Source organism: Streptomyces hamibioticus, assembly GCF_047946815.1.
GTDB lineage: Bacteria > Actinomycetota > Actinomycetes > Streptomycetales > Streptomycetaceae > Streptomyces.
The window spans coordinates 5,930,593-5,948,473 of sequence record NZ_JBKKQY010000001.1 but is presented as its reverse complement, the minus strand read 5'-3'; the positions used below and the strand labels follow the sequence as shown (position 1 = coordinate 5,948,473).

The window sequence follows — 17,881 nt, the reverse complement described above, 5'->3', positions numbered from 1 at the left end:
CTTGCAGTGTGGCCGGTTCCGGCTGTCGCGTACGCCTGTGGGCTCGGGTCGCCGCGCCGGTGGGCGCAGCCCTCTAGAAATCTACGCCACCGGTCGGCTCATCCATTCCCTCGGTCCGGTCCTTAGGGTGGGGGCATGCTCTCGGAACCACGTGCAGGGCGCATGGCCGCCTGGGGAAATGCCCTTCTTGCCGGACTTGTCGCTCCGGATGACGCCGCGCTCGCGATCGTCGACGAGGACGCTGTGCACCGGGTGGAGGGGCTGCCGGGCGAGCCGTCGCCGGTCGGTCTCACGCTGGCGCTGGGGCGGCTGCGGACGCTCGGGGCGACCGGGCTGCGGGTGGCCCTGCCCGCGCCGGGGCACCCGCTGGGGCTGAGCGGACCGCCGGAGTTCAACAAGCGTGCGCTGGAGGCCGAGGAGGCTGTGGTCTGTCACGGCGCTGCGCTCGGGCTGGTGCCGGAGGTCCACGAGGCAGGGCCCGAGGGCGATGTGCATGTCGAGGTGGTCTGGCACTGCCTGCCGGTGCGGGAGGCGCCGCCCGCGGACGTGCCGTCGCTCGGTGAGGCCGAGCGGGAGCTGGCGGAGGCGCTGAGGGAGGCCACGGAGGTGCTGACCCGGCTGGACGTGGCCGCGTCGGGACCAGTGGCGCAGGCGGCGATCGACGCCTACCGGGCGCGGGCGGAGGCGGGGCGCGAGGTGCTGGCCCCGGGGTATCCGCCGCGGGCGGTACGGGTGCTGGAGCTGGCGCAGCGGGTGGGTGCGCTGATCTCGCTGGCGTACGAGAACGGGCACGGGGGCGCGGTGAGCGCCTCCGAGATGGCCGCGCGCTCTCATGCCCTGCGGCCGGTGGAGCGGACGGCCCGGCGGGCGCAGGTGGCGGCGTACAACTCCGTTGTGGAGGAGCGGGAGCGGCGGTGAGGTGACGTGCTGTGCCGGCCGGCGCCGACGCGGGGTCCGGGGGCTCTGCCCCGGACCCCACCGGCCTGACCGGCCTGGTCCTCAGGCGCCGGCCGGGCTGAGGACACCGACCGGCGTCGGGATGCGCACGGGGACTGGCGTCAGCGGTTGAGGCCGAGGTTGCCGAAGGCCGGGTTCAGGACGCCGATGACGTTCACGCTGTTGCCCACGGCGTTGACCGGGATGTGCACCGGCGCCTGGACGACGTTGCCGGAGCCGACGCCCGGGGAGCCCACGGCCTCGCCGTGCGCGGCGGAGCCGTCGGTGGCGGAGGCCATCCCGGCACCGGCGGCGATCAGGCCGCCGGCCATCATCGTCACGGCCGCTGCCTTCTTCAGGTTCTTCACTTACAAGCCCTCCTTGCGATTGCCGCGGCAGTCGCCGCAGCACGCACTGGAGAACGGCCGGGCCCCGGGATGGATACGCCATGTGAGGGACATTCCCACGACGGTATGAATCTCAGCCCGGAAGGGAACCTTCCGAATTGCCGCCTCCGCTTAGCTCCCGGGCGGGGTCAGCCGGTCACCCCGTGGCGTACGGCCCACAGGGCGGCCTGGGTGCGGTCCGCGAGGTCGAGCTTCATGAGGATGTTGGAGACGTGGGTCTTCACCGTCTTCTCGGACAGCACCAGGGCACGGGCGATCTCCCGGTTGGAGCGGCCGTCCGCGATCAGGCCCAGCACCTCGCGCTCCCGTTCCGTGAGCGAACCGGCTCTGCCGGGGCCGGGGTTTCCCTGCTCCTCGGCGAGCAGGGCGCCCGCGACCTCGGGCTGGAGGAGGATGTGCCCGGCGTGCACCGAGCGGATGGCGCCGGCCAGCGCGTCGGGGTCGACGTCCTTGTACACGTACCCGGCGGCGCCCGCGCGCAGGGCCGGGACCACCGTGCGCTGTTCGGTGAAGCTGGTGACGACCAGGACCCGCGCGGGGTTGTCCAGCTCGCGGAGCCGGCGCAGGGCGTCGACGCCGTCCATGCCCGGCATCTTGACGTCCATCAGGATCACGTCGGGCCGCAGCTCCTCCGCGCGGGCCACTCCCTCGGCGCCGTCGGAGGCCTCGCCCACGACCTCGATGTCGTCCTGCACCTCCAGGAAGGTGCGCAGCCCCCGGCGGACCACCTGGTGGTCGTCGACGAGCAGGACCTTGATTACGTCACCCACCGGGGACCTCCATCTCGATCGTGGTGCCCTTGCCGGGCGCCGACTCCACGGTCAGCCTGCCGCCGACCCCGCTCGCCCGGTCCCGCATCGAGACCAGCCCGAGGTGGCGTCCGGCCCGCCGGATCGCACGCGGGTCGAAGCCACTGCCGTCGTCGGTGACCCGCAGGACCGCTCCGGAGCCGCGCCGGTCCAGGGTCACCTCGACGTGCTCGGCCGCGGAGTGGCGCAGCGCGTTGTGCAGGGCCTCCTGGGCGACGCGCAGCACGGCCTCCTCCTGGGCGGCGGGCAGGGCCCGCACGCCGTGGCCGGTGAAGGTCACGCGCGCGGAGTGGGCGCGGTCGAGGACCTGTATCTGGGTACGGAGGGTGGCGACGAGGCCGTCCTCGTCGAGTGCGGCGGGGCGCAGCTCCACCACGGCGGCGCGCAGTTCGTCGGCGGCCTCGGCGGCGAGGGCGGCCACCTGCTGGAGTTCGCCCTTGGCGCGGGAGGGGTCGCGGTCGACGAGACGGGCGGCGGCCTGGGCGGTGAGGCGGAGGGAGAAGAGCTTCTGGCTGACCGCGTCGTGCAGCTCGTGGGCGAGACGGGAGCGCTCCTCGGCGATGGTCAGTTCGCGGCTGCGCTCGTACAGGCGGGCGTTGGTCAGGGCGATCGCGGCGTGCTGGGCGAGGATGCCGAGCAGCTCCTCGTCGTCCTCGGTGAAGCCGCAACCGCCCTCGGGCTCCGGACACGCTTGTTCCCCCGCAGGGCGCAGCTTGTTCGCCAGGAAGAGGGCGCCGATGACCTCGTCGCCGTCCCGGATGGGCAGGCCCAGGAAATCGGCGAGGTCCGGGTGGGCGGACGGCCAGCCCCCGAACCGGGGGTCCATGCGGACGTCGGCCAGCCGCTCCGCCTTGGCCTCGTGCAGCATCGAGGCGAGGATGCCGTGCTGGCGCGGCAGCGGGCCGATGGCCTTCCACTGCTCCTCGCTGACGCCGTCGACGACGAACTGGGCGAAGCCGCCGTGGTCGTCGGGGACGCCGAGCGCGGCGTACTGCGCGTCGAGCAGCTCGCGGGCGGAGGCGACGATCGTCTTGAGGACGTCGCGCACCTCCAGATGCCTGCTCATGGCCAGCAGCGCGGAACTCACCGCTGCGATGCCGGACCGGGGGCCGTGACTCATGTCCTCACGGTACCGGCGGGGTGTGACAGCGCGGATCGGCCCGGTGGCGGCCGTCGCCTGGGCCGCTGGGCCTAGGCCGAAGGGCCCGCCGGATTGCTGCCCGTGCCCGAGGCTGCCGGGAAGGCCCCGTTCCTACGGTGAGGACACGCCGATCACGCGGCGCTCACGACGAGGAGATGGCCATGCCGGTAGCGATCATCACGGGGGCTTCGAAGGGGCTGGGCCGGGCGCTGGCCGAGGCACTGGCCGGACGCGGCTGGGACCTGGTGCTCGACGCCAGGACGCCGGAGGTGCTGAAGGAGACGGCCGCGGCGCTGGAGGCCCACGGCACGCGCGTGACGGCGCTGCCGGGGGACGTCACGGACGCCCGGCACCGGTCGGAGCTGGTGGCGGCGGCGTGGCGGCTGGGCGGCGTCGATCTGCTGGTGAGCAATGCGAGCGCGCTCGGCGCCGAGCCGCTGGTGCGGCTGGAGGAGCTGTCCCTGGACGGGCTGCGGCGAGCGCTGGAGGTGAACACGGTGGCGGCGCTGGGCCTGGTGCAGGAGGCGCTGCCGCTGCTGCGCCAGGCCGGGTCCGGGGCGGTGGTCGTGGTGAGTTCGGACGCGGCGGCCGAGGCGTACGAGACGTGGGGCGGTTACGGAGCCTCGAAGGCGGCCCTGGGCCGTCTGGCGGCGGTGCTGGCGGTGGAGGAGCCGGGGCTGCGGGTCTGGGCGGTCGACCCCGGGGACATGGCCACGGACCTGTACGCGGCGGCCGTGCCGGACGACGACGATCCCCGGCCGGACCCGGACGGCGTCGTCCCGGCGTTCCTGCGGCTGCTGGACGAGCGGCCGGCCAGCGGGCGCTACGGGGCTCCGGCCCTGCTGGAGGGGCGGCGATGACGGTCACGACGGGGGTTCCGCCGCGCGAGCCCGTCCGGGCGTGGGGTGCGGTACCGGAGGAGCTGTCGGCGCGGGTGCCGGTCGAGCAGCGGGCGCCCGGGCTGGACCGGGACGCCGTACGGCTGCTGGTGTCGCGTGGCGAGGAGGTGGCCCATCACACGTTCGCGGAGCTGCCGCGGCTGCTGCGGGCCGGGGACCTGCTCGTGGTCAACACCTCGCCGACGCTGGCCGCCGCCGTCGACGGACGGATCGGGCACGCGCGCGTGGTGGTGCACTTCTCCACGCGCGGGGACGACGGGCGGTGGGCGGTGGAGTTGAGGGACCCGGACGGGCGGGGCACTACGCGCGCGCGTGCGGGGCGCGCGGACACAGAGGTGCGGCTGCCCGGGGGCGGGCGGCTGGTGCTTCAGGAGCCGCTGAGCGCGCGGGGTGAGCGGTTGTGGTGGGCACGGGTGGCGGGGGCGGACGTGCCCGGGCTGCTGCGGGCGCACGGGCGGCCGATCCGGTACGCGTACACGGAGCGGGACCAGCCGCTGTCCGCCTACCAGACGGTGTTCGCGCTGCCCCGCGCCGACGGGTCCGGCAGCGCGGAGATGCCGAGTGCGGCGCGGCCCTTCACGGCGCGGACGGTGGCGGAGCTGGTGAGCCGGGGGGTGCAGTTCGCGCCGGTCGCGCTGCACACCGGGGTGGCGTCGGCGGAGGCGCACGAGCCGCCGTACCCGGAGCGGTTCCGCGTGCCGGAGATGTCGGCTCGGCTGATCAACGCGGTCGGAGCGGGCGACGGGCGGGTGATCGCCGTGGGGACGACGTCCGTGCGGGCGGTGGAGTCGGCGGCCGGCGCCGACGGTGTCGTACGGGCCCGGGAGGGCTGGACGGATCTGGTGGTCACCCCGGAGTTCGGGGTGCGCGTGGTGGACGGGCTGCTCACGGGGCTGCACGAGCCGGAGGCCTCGCATCTGCTGATGCTGGAGGCCGTCGCGGGGCGCGCGGCGGTCGACCGGGGGTACGAGGCGGCGCTGCGCGGTTCCTACCTGTGGCACGAGTTCGGGGACGTGCACCTCATCCTCCCGGCGGAGACCCCTCACCGCACGCATTGCTCCGGCAACTGCGGGTGAGACCGACCGGCGGGCCGTGTGAGCCCGCGCATAGGGCACAGATCACGTACGAAGGGGAGTAGGAGAACGACTCGCCCCTTTTGAGCGGGGCATACAGTCCTGTCTGCCCCGTTTTGTCAGTTCCTGATCCACTACCCGGGATCGTACGTCACACCTTTGCCACGCGATTTTGCGGCCGCTAAGAATTGCTCTCGTCGCTCGGCGCCGCGGGTTTCCCCCCGCGGCGTTTTGCCGGAAGCATCCCTGTCCCCCACCGGACGTGAGCGACCTCCGCGCTATTCGAAGAGGTCCCTTTCGCATGCCCAAGAACATCTTCACCCGTCGCCATAGTCGCCCCCTGAACCGCACCCACAAGATGGCCATCGCCGGTGTCGGCACGCTCGGTGCGGCCGCCGTCGCGCTCTCCGCGATCCCCGCCGGTGCCCAGACGACCACGACGGCCGAGGCGGCTCCCGCGGCGAAGGTGGCGTACAGCGAGAAGCAGATCAAGGACGTGCACGCCAGCGTCACCGACCAGCTCGCCGGTGCCAGCGAGAAGGTCAAGGCCATCGAGGCGAAGAAGCAGGCCGCCGCGGAGGCGAAGGCCGCCGCCGAGGCCAAGAAGCAGGCCGCGGCCAAGAAGGCCGCCGCGAAGAAGGCCGCCGCCAAGAAGGCCGCGCAGGAGCGGGCGGCCAAGGAGAGCGCGAGCCGCGCCGCCGACCGCACCTCGGTGAAGAAGGCCGCCGCCAAGACCTACCCCGACAACCTCGACGGCTGGATCCGCGAGTCCCTCGCCATCATGAAGAAGCACGGCATCCCGGGCTCCTACGAGGGCATCCACCGCAACATCATGCGTGAGTCCTCGGGCAACCCGAAGGCCATCAACCTGTGGGACATCAACGCCCGGAACGGCATCCCGTCCAAGGGCCTGCTGCAGGTGATCCCGCCGACGTTCGAGGCCTACCACGTCCCGGGCACCCCGAAGAACATCTGGGACCCGGTCGCCAACATCACCGCCGCCTGCAACTACGCGGCGGACCGCTACGGCTCGATGGACAACGTCGACAGCGCGTACTGAGGTCGGCGCGGACCTCTTCTCGCGCGACGCGAAGCCGCACGGACGCCGAAGGGCGGCACCCTCCTGACGGGGTGCCGCCCTTCGGGGCGTTCACGGGTCCGCGATCGCGGGCCCGCGATCACTTGCGCATGACCTCGGGCTCGTGGCGGCGCAGGAAGCGGGCCACGAAGAAGCCGCAGACCACGCCGAGCGCGATCAGGGCGGCCATGTCCATGCCCCAGGCGCCGACCGTGTGCTCCCACAGCGGGTCGGCCTCGGCGCCCTCCTCCGGCGGGCTGATCCTGTTGAAGTCCAGCGTGGCGCCGGCCGCGGCGACCGCCCAGCGGGACGGCATCAGGTACGAGAACTGGTTGACGCCGACCGTGCCGTTCAGGGCGAAGAGGCAGCCGGTGAAGACGACCTGGATGATCGCGAACATCACCAGCAGCGGCATGGTCTTCTCGGCGGTCTTCACCAGCGACGAGATGATCAGGCCGAACATCATCGAGGTGAAGCCCAGCGCCATGATCGGCAACGACAGCTCCAGGAGCGTCATGCCGCCGAGGATCAGGCCCTCCTCGGGGAGCTCCCGGCTGGAGAAACCGATGACGCCGACCAGCAGGCCCTGCAGCACGGTGATCATGCCGAGCACGAACACCTTGGACATCAGGTACGCCGAGCGCGACAGGCCGGTCGCGCGCTCCCGCTCGTAGATCACCCGTTCCTTGATCAGCTCGCGGACGGAGTTGGCGGCGCCGGCGAAGCAGGCACCCACCGCGAGGATCAGCAGGACCGTGGTGGCCGTGCCGTTCGGGATGATCCGGCCGGTCTGCGGGTGGGCCTGGTTCGGCAGCAGGCCCCGGTCCGGGTCGATGAGCAGGCTCACCGCGCCGAGAACGGCCGGCAGGATCACCATCAGGGCGAGGAAGCCCTTGTCCGAGGCGATCACGGAGATGTAGCGGCGCACCAGGGTGACCCACTGCGACATCCAGCCCTGGGGCTTCGGCGGCCGCATCGCCTGCATCGGCGTCTGTACGGCCTGGGGGGCCACGGCGTCGATGTCCGCGGCGTACATCTGGTAGTGCTGCGAGCCCTTCCAGCGGCCCGCCCAGTCGTAGTCGCGGTAGTTCTCGAAGGCGGAGAAGACATCGGCCCAGGTGTCGTAGCCGAAGAAGTTCAGCGCCTCCTCGGGCGGGCCGAAGTAGGCGACCGAACCGCCCGGCGCCATCACCAGGAGCTTGTCGCACAGGGCCAGCTCGGCCACCGAGTGGGTGACGACGAGGACCGTGCGGCCGTCGTCGGCCAGGCCGCGCAGCAGCTGCATGACGTCGCGGTCCATGCCCGGGTCGAGACCGGAGGTCGGCTCGTCCAGGAAGATCAGCGACGGCTTGGTCAGCAGCTCCAGGGCGACGGACACGCGCTTGCGCTGGCCGCCGGACAGGGAGGTGACCTTCTTGTCCTTGTGGATGTCGAGCTTCAGCTCGCGCAGCACCTCGTCGATGCGGGACTCGCGCTCTGCGGCCGTGGTGTCGGCGGGGAAGCGCAGCTTGGCCGCGTACGTGAGGGCCTTCTTGACGGTCAGCTCCTTGTGCAGGATGTCGTCCTGCGGGACCAGACCGATGCGCTGGCGCAGCTCGGCGAACTGCTTGTACAGGTCGCGGTTGTCGTACAGGACCTCGCCCTGGTTGGCGGGCCGGTAGCCGGTCAGCGCCTTCAGGAGGGTCGACTTGCCGGAACCGGACGGACCGATGACCGCGATCAGCGACTTCTCCGGGACGCCGAAGGAGACGTCCTTGAGGATCTGCTTGCCGCCGTCGACCGTGACGGTGAGGTGGCGGGCGGAGAAGGACACCTCACCGGTGTCGACGAACTCCTCCAGCCGGTCGCCGACGATCCGGAACGTCGAGTGGCCGACGCCGACGATGTCGGTCGGGCCGAGCAGTTGCGCGCCGCCCTTGGGGATCGGCTGGCCGTTGACGTAAGTGCCGTTGTGCGAGCCGAGGTCGCGGATCTCCATGCGGCCGTCGGGCGTCGCGTGGAATTCCGCGTGGTTGCGGGAGACCTGGAGATCGGAGACGACCAGGTCGTTCTCCAGGGCACGACCGATGCGCATCACGCGGCCCAGCGAGAACTGGTGGAACGTGGTCGGGCTGCGGTCGCCGTACACCGGCGGCGCCCCCGCCGCGCCACCGGGGCCCTGCTGGTGCGGGATGTGCGGGGCGCCCTGCTGCGGCATCCCCTGCTGCGGCACCCCCTGCTGCGGCATGCCCTGCTGCGGCTGCTGCCAGCCGGCCTGCGGGGCCTGCTGGTGCGGGGCCTGCTGAGCCCAGCCCGCGCTCGCGTTCTGCCCTGCGTACGGCTGCTGCTGGGGCTGTGCCTGCGGCGTGCCGACGGCGGCCGCGGCGCCGGACAGGTTCAGGCGCGGCCCGTCGGTCGCGTTGCCCAGGTGCACGGCCGAGCCGGCACCGAGTTCCACCTGATGAATCCGCTGGCCCTGCACGAACGTGCCGTTGGTGCTGCCGTGGTCCTCGATGACCCAACTGCGGCCGTTGTGACTGACCGTGGCGTGACGCCAGGAAACCCTGGCGTCGTCGAACACGATGTCCCCCTGCGGATCGCGTCCAAGGGTGTAAGACCTGGACGGATCCAGCGTCCAGGTCCGCCCATTCGATTCCAGTACGAGTTCCGGCACTCCATGCCCCACTGAGTTGTCCCCCGAATTACCCCCGTCGCGGGGAGTCTAGGGATGTCGAACATCGGGGGGAACTATTTCAGGCTCGGCCCCCTGACCGAAAGTCGGGCCTTGTGAAGACTGCAACGGGCTCCTCGCCGGCTTCCGTTGACGGGGTTGAAACCTGGCCGGAGAGTGGTATTCCACGCGAGGGGGACAAGTGCGGCGGTCCCGCCGCACAGCGGATCGGGGGGTCTGCCATGAGCGTGCCCGGGAACGCGTCCAGGAGCGTCGAGACCGCGCGGTACGGCGGGAAGGTGCCGTGGGCGGACGTGCTGCTGTCCGCGGTGGCCGCCGTGAGCTGGGCGTTGATCGGGATGGCGGGGACGGCGGCGCTCGGTCTGCATCTGCTCCGGGCGGACGTGGCGGGCTCGTTGGGGCCGATGACCGCGGCGGTGGTGGCGCTCGGGGCGGGTGGTTCGGTCACGCCGTCCGGCGATGTGTCCGCGCTCGGGTTCGACGGTGCGGAGGCGCACACCGCCATCGAGATCACGCCACTGGGCGTCAGCCTGGCCGGGGCGCTGCTGCTGTCCTTCTTCTTCCTGCGGTCGTTGCGCGCGGCGGGAGTCGTGGTCTCCCTCGCCGAACTCCTCGCGCGCGCGGGTGCGGTGGTCGCGCTGTTCGTGGCGATGCTGGGCGGGCTGGCCCGGGTGGGTCACGACGTCATCGCGATCGACGGCGGCTCGCTGGGGCTGGAGGAGCTGCCGGGCGGGGGCGGCGGCGTCGAGATTCCGGGGCTCGGGGACGTCGGGGACATCGGCGGGCTGCTGCCCGACCGGCTCGGTGACCTCGTCGAGGCCGAGGCGGCGGTGGGTTTCACGGTGGACACCGGTCCGACGCTGCTCGGCGGGCTCGGCTGGTCGGCGGGCGTGCTGCTGATCGCCCTGCTGGCCTCGCGCCGCACTCCCCTGCCGCGCGGCTGGGACGCGGTGCACCGGGTGGTGCGGCCGGCCGTGTCCGCCGTGGTGACGGTGCTGATGGTGGCGGTGGCGGCCGGGCTCGCGGCGGCTGCCTGCGCGGCGATCGGCGACGACCGTCCCCGCCGTATCGCGGGCGCGGCACTGCTGGGTGCGCCGAACGGGGTGTGGCTCGGCGTACCGGTCGGTCTGTCCGTGCCGTGGGAGGGACGGGCGACCGGCGAGCCGGCCAGGCTCCTGCCCGATCCGCTGGACGAGCTGCTGAGCGTGCGGCCGGACGAACCGGTCACGCTGGCGCGACTGGCGGAGCTGGACGGCCGGCTGTGGCTGCTCGGCGCGGCGGCGGCACTGACGATGCTGCTGGCCGGCGTTCTGACGGCGGTACGGACGCCGGGGGCGCGTCGGTCGGGTGGCGGCTTCGGCATGCCGGGGGCGACCGGAGTGCCTGGGACGCCTGAGGTGTCCGGGGTACTTGAGGGTTCTGGGATGTCTGAGGTTTCTGGGGTGTCTGGGGCATACGACTCAGACGCTGGCGGGCCTGGGGCGCGCAGTGGGAGCGGAACGCCCGGTCCGCCGGGTGGGGAGCAAGTGCCCGGGGCGCCCGGTGTACGGGTTTCCCGGCGGCCGGTGTCGGGGGCGCCCGGTGGGCAGGGGTGGGAGGCGGGAACGGCTGCGATCCGGGACGGCGCGCACGGGGCGGCCGGCGGCGGAGTGGTCGGGACGGTCGGTGGCGGGGCGGGCGGGACGGCCGGCGGGACGGCCGGCGGCGGAGTGGTCGGAGCGGCCGGTGACGGGGCGGCCGGGCCGGGCGGGGCAGTCGGCGGCGGGACGACCGGGGCGGCCGGTTCTGTGGGGCCGGCCGTCGAGGTGGGTCTTCTCGGCTTCGCGGGGCGCTGTGCCGTGCGGCTCGGAGTCGTGACCGCGCTGGCCCTGCCCCTGTTGGCCTGGCTGACGCAGGTGTCCGTGGGCGCCTCGCTGTCCGTTCTCGGGTTCGACGCGTTCGGGGCCGGGATCGACCTGCACGGGGATCTCGGCACGGCGCTGGTGCTGGGCGCCGCATGGGGGGCCGGGGCGGGTGCCGCCGGTGCGCTGTTCGCCCGGGCGGCCGGGGCTGCGGGACGGTGGGCGGCGCCGCTGGCACGGGGTGCCGGGGCGTCGGGGACGCCCGCCGGGGACGCGGGCGCGGGAGGCATGTCGTACGCCGGTTCCTCAGGCCCGTACACGCCGGGCACGCCGTACCGGCCGCCCAACCCCGGCACCAATCCCTACCTGCGGGTGCCGGAGGAGGTGCGGGGGCCGCAGGGCCCGCCCGGCGGTGACGTGTACGGCGCCCCCACGGTCGCCGGGCCGCTGGTGCCGCCCCGCGGGCCCGGGTGGCCTTCCGGTTCCGGCGGAGCGCCGCCGCGCGGGCCCCGGCCTCCCGGCTCCGGCGACGGTCCCGGCACCGATTCCGGGAGGCGGGGGCCGGTCCGGTGGGGCGAGGGACCACCGCCTCCTCCGCCACCGCCCCCGGTGCCGCCGCGGCGGCCGAAGGGCGGGCGGTGATCCGCGCCCGCGAGGCGGGCCCGGGGCGGGCACTGACGGGCGGCGGGCTGACGGGCGAGGCTGCTGGGCGGGCACTGATCCGCACCCTGTATCCGCCCCGGGCCGTGCGGCCTCCGCGACGCAACAGGCCGCGGCCAAGGGCGCGTACGTCCCGCGCCACCGGGGCGACACCGAGCGTCACGACGCCGTGTGTCCGTGTCCGGCAGGCGGACCTCGGGGGCGCGAGGCACCGGGTGCCGGATACCGTAAGAGACACCATGAGCGCTTCGCAGACCCCTGACGTCCCCACCGATGTCCCCACCCTGCTCGTCAAGATCTTCGGCAAGGACCGGCCGGGTATCACGGCGGGGCTTTTCGACACCCTCGCCGCCTACTCCGTCGACGTGGTCGACATCGAGCAGGTCGTCACCCGTGGCCGGATCGTGCTGTGCGCGCTCGTGACCGAGCCGCCCCGGGGACTGGAGGGCGCTCTGCGTTCCACCGTCCACAGCTGGGCCGAGTCGATGAAGCTCCAGGCCGAGATCATCTCCGGCATCGGCGACAACCGGCCGCGCGGCCTCGGCCGGTCCCTGGTCACCGTGCTCGGCCACCCGCTCACCTCGGAGGCGACGGCCGCCATCGCCGCCCGGATCACCAAGGCCGGCGGCAACATCGACCGGATCTTCCGGCTGGCCAAGTATCCGGTGACGGCCGTCGAGTTCGCGGTGTCCGGCGTGGAGACCGAGCCCCTGCGCACCGCGCTGGTGACGGACGCGGCGGCGCTCGGCGTCGACATCGCCGTCGTGGCCGCCGGACTGCACCGCAGGGCTCAGCGCCTGGTCGTCATGGACGTGGACTCCACGCTCATCCAGGACGAGGTGATCGAGCTCTTCGCCGCGCACGCGGGCTGCGAGGACAAGGTCGCCGAGGTGACGGCGGCGGCGATGCGCGGGGAACTGGACTTCGAGCAGTCGCTGCACGCGCGCGTCGCGCTGCTCAAGGGGCTGGACGTCTCCGTGGTGGACAAGGTGCGCAGCGAGGTGCGGCTGACACCGGGCGCGCGCACCCTGATCCGTACGCTGAAGCGGCTCGGCTACCAGGTGGGCGTCGTCTCCGGCGGATTCACACAGGTCACCGACGATCTGAAGGAGCGGCTGGGGCTGGACTTCGCCCAGGCCAACACGTTGGAGATCATCGACGGGAGGCTGACCGGCCGGGTCACCGGCGAGATCGTGGACCGGGCGGGCAAGGCGCGGCTGCTGCGCCGGTTCGCCGCCGAGGCGGGCGTGCCGCTGTCGCAGACCGTGGCGATCGGGGACGGCGCGAACGATCTGGACATGCTCAACTCGGCCGGCCTCGGGGTCGCCTTCAACGCCAAGCCGGTGGTCCGCCAGGCGGCGCACACCGCGGTGAACGTACCGTTCCTGGACACGGTGCTGTATCTGCTGGGCGTCACCCGCGAAGAGGTCGAGGCGGCGGACACGCTCGACCATCAGCTCGCCGAAGGCGTCTGAGCGGTCCGCCCCCGGCCTGGCCCCGCCCGGCGCCCGCCGGGGCGGGGCCGGGCGGGGCCCGCCCGGGCGTGCTCAACCAGTCGCGCTAGTCGGTCGCGCTCAGTCGGTCGGCGCCCAGTAGTCGGACAGGGTGGCGACACCCGGCTCCACGGTCTTCCAGGAGCCGGTGAAGGACAGGACGGCGAAGGCGGCGGCCGGGAAGCCACGGCGCTCCATCCGTTCGCGCGCGTCGCCCTCGGCCGAGCCGGACAGGATCTCGGCGAGTCCGTGCACTCCGGGGTTGTGGCCGATCAGCAGAACGTTGTGCAGGTCGTCGGGGACTTCGTTGAGCAGGGCGATCAGCTCGCCGGGCGATGCCTCGTAGATCCGCTCCTCGTAGACCGTTTTCGGCCGCTCCGGGAACTCATGGACGGCGAGCTTCCAGGTCTCCCGGGTCCGGGTCGCGGTGGAGCACAGGGCCTGATCGAAGGGGATGCCGGTGTCGGCCAGCCGGCGTCCGGCCTCTGCGGCGTCCTTGCGGCCCCGCTCAGCGAGCGGGCGCTCGTGATCGGTCACCTGTGGCCAGTCGGCTTTCGCATGCCGGAAGAGGACAATCCTGCGGGGTTCTGCGACGCTCATGCACTCCAGCTTCGCATGAAACAGGCCACGGGGCGCAGGGAGTTGACATGCGGATTCTCCGCCGTGAGGCACGGCCGGGGCGTCCGTCGCGGCCGTGCGCCCCGGGGAGGCGGGGAGGCGCCAGCCGGCACGGACGCGCGCTTCAGCGGGTCACCGAGCGAGTGGATCAGCGGGTGATCAGCTGCCACAGCCGCTCCAGGAGCTGGGCGACCGCCGGGTCGTCGCCGGCCGCGTGAGCCTCCGACGGGTTCAGTATCAGGACCAGCAGCGCGGCGAAGGCGAGTGCCGGCAGCGCGAGGGCCCACCAGGGGAGCCGGGTGCCGGCGCCGCCACGGGCAGCCGGGCGGGGCCGGGTGTGCGTAGGGGCCGACATGAGTGCCTCCGCTGGTCTTCGGGCGTCCCTGGTGCGTGATCCGCGTCCGTGGCCGCCGTCGGCGGCCACATCTCGAAGCTACGGAATCTTGGGGCGCCAGCCCATCCGGAGATCCACCCACTCCACCCTGACCCTCACCCCCTAGGGGACGGGGGGACAGCCCCACCCTCCCCCGTCGCTCGGGGCGCCGCGGGAGACGCGTGGTCAGGGCGAGACGAGGGTGGCGACGATGCCGATGATCACGAAGATCGCCAGGAAGGAGCCGAAGACGAGCAGCATCTTCTTCTGGCCGTGCTGAGGGTTCGGGTCGAGAACTGGCATACCGCAAGTCTCGCACCCCGCGCCGGGGCGGCGGGGAGCAGGGTGCCCGCCCGCGGCTCAGCGGACCGCCTCGTCCTCCACCGTGCGGTCGCGTCCGGCGAGGAGACCGACGAGCATCTGCGGCACCATCAGGGCGCTCATCAGGGCGATCGGCAGGCCCCAGCCGCCACTGTGCTCATAGAGCACGCCCACCAGGAGCGGGCCGGGGATGGAGATCAGGTAGCCGGTACTCTGTGCGAAGGCGGACAGCTGTGCGACGCCGGCGCCGGTCCGGGCCCGCATCCCGACCATGGTGAGCGCGAGCGGGAAGGCGCAGTTGGAGACGCCCAGCAGCAGGGCCCAGGCCCAGGCGCCGCCAGCCGGCGCGAAGTACAGGCCGGCGTACCCGGCGAGGCCGCAGGCGCCGAGGACGAGGACGATGGGGCCCTGGTGGGGCAGCCGCGTGGCCACGCGCGGGATGACGAAAGCCAGCGGCACGCCCATCACCATGGTGACGGCCAGCAGCAGTCCGGCGGTGCCGGCGGGCACGCCCGCGTCACGGAAGATCTGCGCCATCCAGCCCATCGTGATGTAGGCCGCGGTGGCCTGGAGACCGAAGAAGACGGCGAGCGCCCAGGCGATGGGGCTGCGGGTGATCCGCAGCACGGGCTGCTCCGTGGACGGCCCCTCCCCCGGCCCGGCGTCGGGCGCGGCAGCGTCCCGCTCGGACACCGCGCCCCGGTCGTCCCCGTCGGCCGCCGCGTCCGGACCGTCGGCCGCGGTGCCCCGGTCGCCGCCGCCGGACGCCGCACCCCGGCCGTCCCGCGTGGACGCCGGGTCCTCCTCCCGGGCCGAAGCCGGCCTCCGTTCCCGTACGAAGGGCAGCCACGGCAGGACGGCCGCCGCCGCCAGCGCGGCCCACACGGCGAGGCCGGGCTGCCAGTCGCCGCCCAGCGCGTTGGTCACGGGCACGGTCGCCGCTGCGGCGGTCGAGGTGCCGAAGGCGAGGGCCATCGAGTACAGGCCGGTCATGGACCCGACCCGGTCGGGGAACCAGCGCTTGACGATGACCGGCATCAGGACGTTGCTGACGGCGATGCCCATGAGGGCGAGGGCGCTGGCGGCCAGGAAGACCGGCGTGTTCCCGGCGTACGGGCGTATCAGCAGGCCGGCCGTGATGGCGGCCATGCCCGCGCACACCACCGCGCCGAGCCCGAAGCGCCGGGCGAGCCTGGGGGCGGTGACACCGAAGACGGCGAAGCAGAGCGGGGGCACCGAGGTGAGCAGTCCGGCCACGCTGCCGCTCATACCGAGCCCGTCGCGGACCTCTTCGAGGAGCGCGCCGAGGCTGGTGATGGCGGGGCGGAGGTTCAGGGCGGCCAGGACGATGCCGAGGACGAGCATCCGCACCCGCCACGTCGGCCATGCGCGCGTGCCGGGCAGCCCCGGTGTGCCGGACGCGCCGGACACCGCGGAGCCCTCCGCGCCCGCCCCTTCCCGGGCCTCGGGCGCGGCCGAACCGCTGACGGTCGTGGGCTTCTCCGTCCGGGTCTCGTCACTAGCCATGGGAACCATCATAGAATCATGGGATGATTGGTTGTCCAGTTGGTCCAGTTGGTCGAAGGTGAGCCATGCCCCTGAGCCATCCCCGCCGCTCGGCACTGTCCGAGCAGGTCATCGCCGCCCTGCGCCAGCAGATCGCCTCGGGCGAGTGGCCGGTCGGCTCCCGGATCCCGACCGAGCCGGAACTGGTCGAGCAGCTCGGCGTCGCCCGCAACACGGTCCGCGAGGCGGTCCGCGCCCTGGCCCACAACGGCCTGCTGGACATCCGCCAGGGCTCCGGCACCTACGTCGTGGCGACCAGTGAACTGGCCGGCGTGATGCACCGCCGTTTCGCCGACGCCGACCCCCGGCACATCGCCGAGCTGCGCTCCACGCTGGAGTCGGCCGCCGCCCGGCTGGCGGCGGAGCGGCGCACCGAGAAGGACCTCAAGCAGCTCGACGCGCTGCTGGTGCGCCGCGAGGAGGCCTGGGAGTCCGGTGACGCGGAGGCGTTCGTGGCGGCGGACGCGACCTTCCACCTGGCGGTGGTGGCCGCCTCCCACAACGACGTGCTGACCGCGCTCTACGCGGACCTGGGCGAGGTGATGCGGGACTGGCTGCGCGAGGACGTCGGCGAGGAGCTGAAGCCGGAGACGCGCATGGACCACACCCGGCTGGTCGACGCGATCCGCGCGGGCGACGCCGCGACGGCGCAGACGGAGGCGGCGAGCTACCCCTTCCTGTGCCGGCCGGGGCGGTTCAGCTCTCCGGCCGGTGGCTGACCCACGCCCGGTCCACCTCTTTCCAGCAGCGTCCGTCCAGCCGCACCGTGAGCGCGGGGGCCGCCGCCACCGGGGCGCTGTCGCTGTCCACGTCCCACCATCGGGCGCACTCGACGTGCAGGCTCACGCGGTCGGTCGCGGGATAGGGGTTGTGGCAGTACGCGGTCACGCGCGAGCCCTCGACGCGAACGCGGCATTCGGCCACGTACGACGGCGTGGGCGAGGGTTCCCCGGCAGGCACGCGCGCGGGACCCTCGGCAGGCACGCGCGCCTGGGACATCGCCTGGTAGGGCAGGGCGAGCACGCAGACGACGGCGACGGTCGCGGAGGCCAGGCGGCGGTGGGAGCGCACAAGGGGACCTCCTCGGCCGGCTGGGGAGGGAAGCGCGTGGGGAACCCGTACTCCACAGTGCGGCGTTGGCGCCCCGCCCGCCCGGCCGGTTGCGCCGAACGGGTGACATGGAGCGGGCCCGCGCCCAGGAGGACGCGGGCCCCTGGGAGGTCCGGGTCAGGCGCCGATGGCGTGCAGCCCGCCGTCGACGTGGACGATCTCGCCCGTGGTCTTCGGGAACCAGTCGCTCAGCAGGGCGACGATGCCGCGACCGGCCGGCTCCGGGTCCTTCAGGTCCCACTCCAGCGGGGAGCGGGTGTCCCACACGGAGGCCAGCTCGCCGAAGCCCGGGATGGACTTGGCGGCCATGGAACCGAGCGGGCCCGCCGAGATCAGGTTGCAGCGGATGTTCTGCTTGCCCAGGTCGCGGGCCATGTACCGGTTGGTGGCCTCCAGGGCGGCCTTGGCGGGGCCCATCCAGTCGTACTGCGGCCAGGCGAACTGGGCGTCGAAGGTGAGGCCGACGACCGAGCCGCCGTTCTGCATCAGCGGCAGGCAGGCCATGGTGAGCGACTTCAGGGAGAACGCCGAGACGTGCATGGCCGTGGCGACGGACTCGAACGGCGTGTTCAGGAAGTTGCCGCCGAGCGCGTCCTGCGGGGCGAAGCCGATGGAGTGCACGACACCGTCGAGGCCGCCCAGCTCCTCGCCGACGACGTCGGCCAGCCGCCCGAGGTGCTCGTCGTTGGTGACGTCCAGCTCGATGACCTTGGTGGGCTTGGGCAGCTTCTTGGCGATGCGCTCGGTCAGCGTGGGCCGCGGGAACGCGGTGAGGATGACCTCGGCGCCCTGCTCCTGGGCCAGCTTGGCGGCGTGGAAGGCGATGGAGGCCTCCGTCAGCACGCCCGTGATCAGGACGCGCTTGCCCTCGAGAATTCCGCTCAT

General features: G+C 73.1%; 17 protein-coding genes. 7 read left to right on the top strand and 10 right to left on the bottom strand.

Features of this window, described 5'->3' with window-relative positions:
* The first annotated feature begins 135 nt into the window (after window positions 1-135).
* A complete protein-coding gene (locus tag ACLGIH_RS26975) occupies window positions 136-918 on the top strand; it encodes a hypothetical protein (RefSeq protein ID WP_416527879.1) in 783 nt (260 codons plus the stop codon).
* 140 nt (window positions 919-1,058) lie between these two features.
* On the opposite strand, the gene chpE is transcribed toward ACLGIH_RS26975, so the two are convergent.
* The 3 genes from chpE to ACLGIH_RS26960 form a co-directional block, all read right to left on the bottom strand.
* Window positions 1,059-1,304 (bottom strand): chaplin ChpE, encoded by a 246-nt coding sequence (chpE, locus tag ACLGIH_RS26970; RefSeq protein ID WP_416527878.1) that lies wholly within the window; start codon window positions 1,302-1,304, stop codon window positions 1,059-1,061.
* Between the two features lie 167 nt (window positions 1,305-1,471).
* A complete protein-coding gene (locus ACLGIH_RS26965; protein ID WP_416527877.1) occupies window positions 1,472-2,113 on the bottom strand; it encodes a response regulator in 642 nt (213 codons plus the stop codon).
* A complete protein-coding gene (locus tag ACLGIH_RS26960; protein WP_416527876.1) occupies window positions 2,106-3,272 on the bottom strand; it encodes a GAF domain-containing sensor histidine kinase in 1,167 nt (388 codons plus the stop codon). Before ACLGIH_RS26960 ends, ACLGIH_RS26965 begins: the two co-directional genes overlap by 8 nt.
* 182 nt (window positions 3,273-3,454) lie before the next feature.
* Between ACLGIH_RS26960 and ACLGIH_RS26955 the strand changes: the two genes are divergently transcribed.
* From ACLGIH_RS26955 to ACLGIH_RS26945, 3 genes are all read left to right on the top strand, one after another.
* Window positions 3,455-4,153, top strand: coding sequence for an SDR family NAD(P)-dependent oxidoreductase (locus ACLGIH_RS26955; RefSeq protein ID WP_416527875.1), 699 nt, complete (start codon window positions 3,455-3,457; stop codon window positions 4,151-4,153).
* The gene (locus ACLGIH_RS26950) at window positions 4,150-5,268 is read left to right on the top strand and encodes an S-adenosylmethionine:tRNA ribosyltransferase-isomerase (RefSeq protein WP_416527874.1); all 1,119 of its coding nucleotides are present in this window, start codon (window positions 4,150-4,152) and stop codon (window positions 5,266-5,268) included. Before ACLGIH_RS26955 ends, ACLGIH_RS26950 begins: the two co-directional genes overlap by 4 nt.
* A 298-nt stretch (window positions 5,269-5,566) precedes the next feature.
* Window positions 5,567-6,325: a transglycosylase SLT domain-containing protein gene (locus ACLGIH_RS26945; RefSeq protein WP_416527873.1), complete on the top strand. Its 759-nt coding sequence runs from the start codon at window positions 5,567-5,569 to the stop codon at window positions 6,323-6,325.
* A 118-nt stretch (window positions 6,326-6,443) separates the two neighbouring features.
* Here ACLGIH_RS26945 and ACLGIH_RS26940 read toward each other — a convergent pair whose 3' ends face one another.
* Window positions 6,444-8,996, bottom strand: coding sequence for an ABC transporter ATP-binding protein/permease (locus ACLGIH_RS26940; protein WP_416527872.1), 2,553 nt, complete (start codon window positions 8,994-8,996; stop codon window positions 6,444-6,446).
* A gap of 239 nt (window positions 8,997-9,235) precedes the next feature.
* Between ACLGIH_RS26940 and ACLGIH_RS26935 the strand changes: the two genes are divergently transcribed.
* Both ACLGIH_RS26935 and serB read left to right on the top strand, forming a co-directional pair.
* The gene (locus ACLGIH_RS26935) at window positions 9,236-11,497 is read left to right on the top strand and encodes a streptophobe family protein (RefSeq protein ID WP_416527871.1); all 2,262 of its coding nucleotides are present in this window, start codon (window positions 9,236-9,238) and stop codon (window positions 11,495-11,497) included.
* A gap of 257 nt (window positions 11,498-11,754) precedes the next feature.
* Window positions 11,755-12,990 (top strand): phosphoserine phosphatase SerB, encoded by a 1,236-nt coding sequence (serB, locus tag ACLGIH_RS26930; protein ID WP_416527870.1) that lies wholly within the window; start codon window positions 11,755-11,757, stop codon window positions 12,988-12,990.
* 99 nt (window positions 12,991-13,089) lie between these two features.
* On the opposite strand, the gene ACLGIH_RS26925 is transcribed toward serB, so the two are convergent.
* From ACLGIH_RS26925 to ACLGIH_RS26910, 4 genes are all read right to left on the bottom strand, one after another.
* Entirely contained in the window at window positions 13,090-13,608 is a 519-nt protein-coding gene (locus tag ACLGIH_RS26925; RefSeq protein ID WP_416527869.1) for a SixA phosphatase family protein, read from the bottom strand.
* Window positions 13,609-13,774: 166 nt separating this feature from the next.
* Window positions 13,775-13,981, bottom strand: coding sequence for a hypothetical protein (locus ACLGIH_RS26920; protein ID WP_416527868.1), 207 nt, complete (start codon window positions 13,979-13,981; stop codon window positions 13,775-13,777).
* 204 nt (window positions 13,982-14,185) lie between these two features.
* Complete coding sequence (locus tag ACLGIH_RS26915; protein WP_416527867.1) at window positions 14,186-14,302, bottom strand: SGM_5486 family transporter-associated protein; 117 nt, start codon at window positions 14,300-14,302, stop codon at window positions 14,186-14,188.
* A gap of 57 nt (window positions 14,303-14,359) precedes the next feature.
* Window positions 14,360-15,859, bottom strand: coding sequence for a CynX/NimT family MFS transporter (locus ACLGIH_RS26910; RefSeq protein ID WP_416527866.1), 1,500 nt, complete (start codon window positions 15,857-15,859; stop codon window positions 14,360-14,362).
* A gap of 53 nt (window positions 15,860-15,912) precedes the next feature.
* Here ACLGIH_RS26910 and ACLGIH_RS26905 point away from each other — a divergent pair, with 53 nt between their 5' ends.
* Window positions 15,913-16,605, top strand: coding sequence for a FadR/GntR family transcriptional regulator (locus tag ACLGIH_RS26905; protein WP_416527865.1), 693 nt, complete (start codon window positions 15,913-15,915; stop codon window positions 16,603-16,605).
* Here the strand turns inward: ACLGIH_RS26905 and ACLGIH_RS26900 are convergent.
* Together ACLGIH_RS26900 and fabI are read right to left on the bottom strand one after the other, a co-directional pair.
* Entirely contained in the window at window positions 16,583-16,957 is a 375-nt protein-coding gene (locus ACLGIH_RS26900) for a hypothetical protein (protein WP_416527864.1), read from the bottom strand. The genes ACLGIH_RS26905 and ACLGIH_RS26900 overlap by 23 nt on opposite strands.
* 156 nt (window positions 16,958-17,113) lie before the next feature.
* Complete coding sequence (fabI, locus tag ACLGIH_RS26895; RefSeq protein WP_416527863.1) at window positions 17,114-17,881, bottom strand: enoyl-ACP reductase FabI; 768 nt, start codon at window positions 17,879-17,881, stop codon at window positions 17,114-17,116.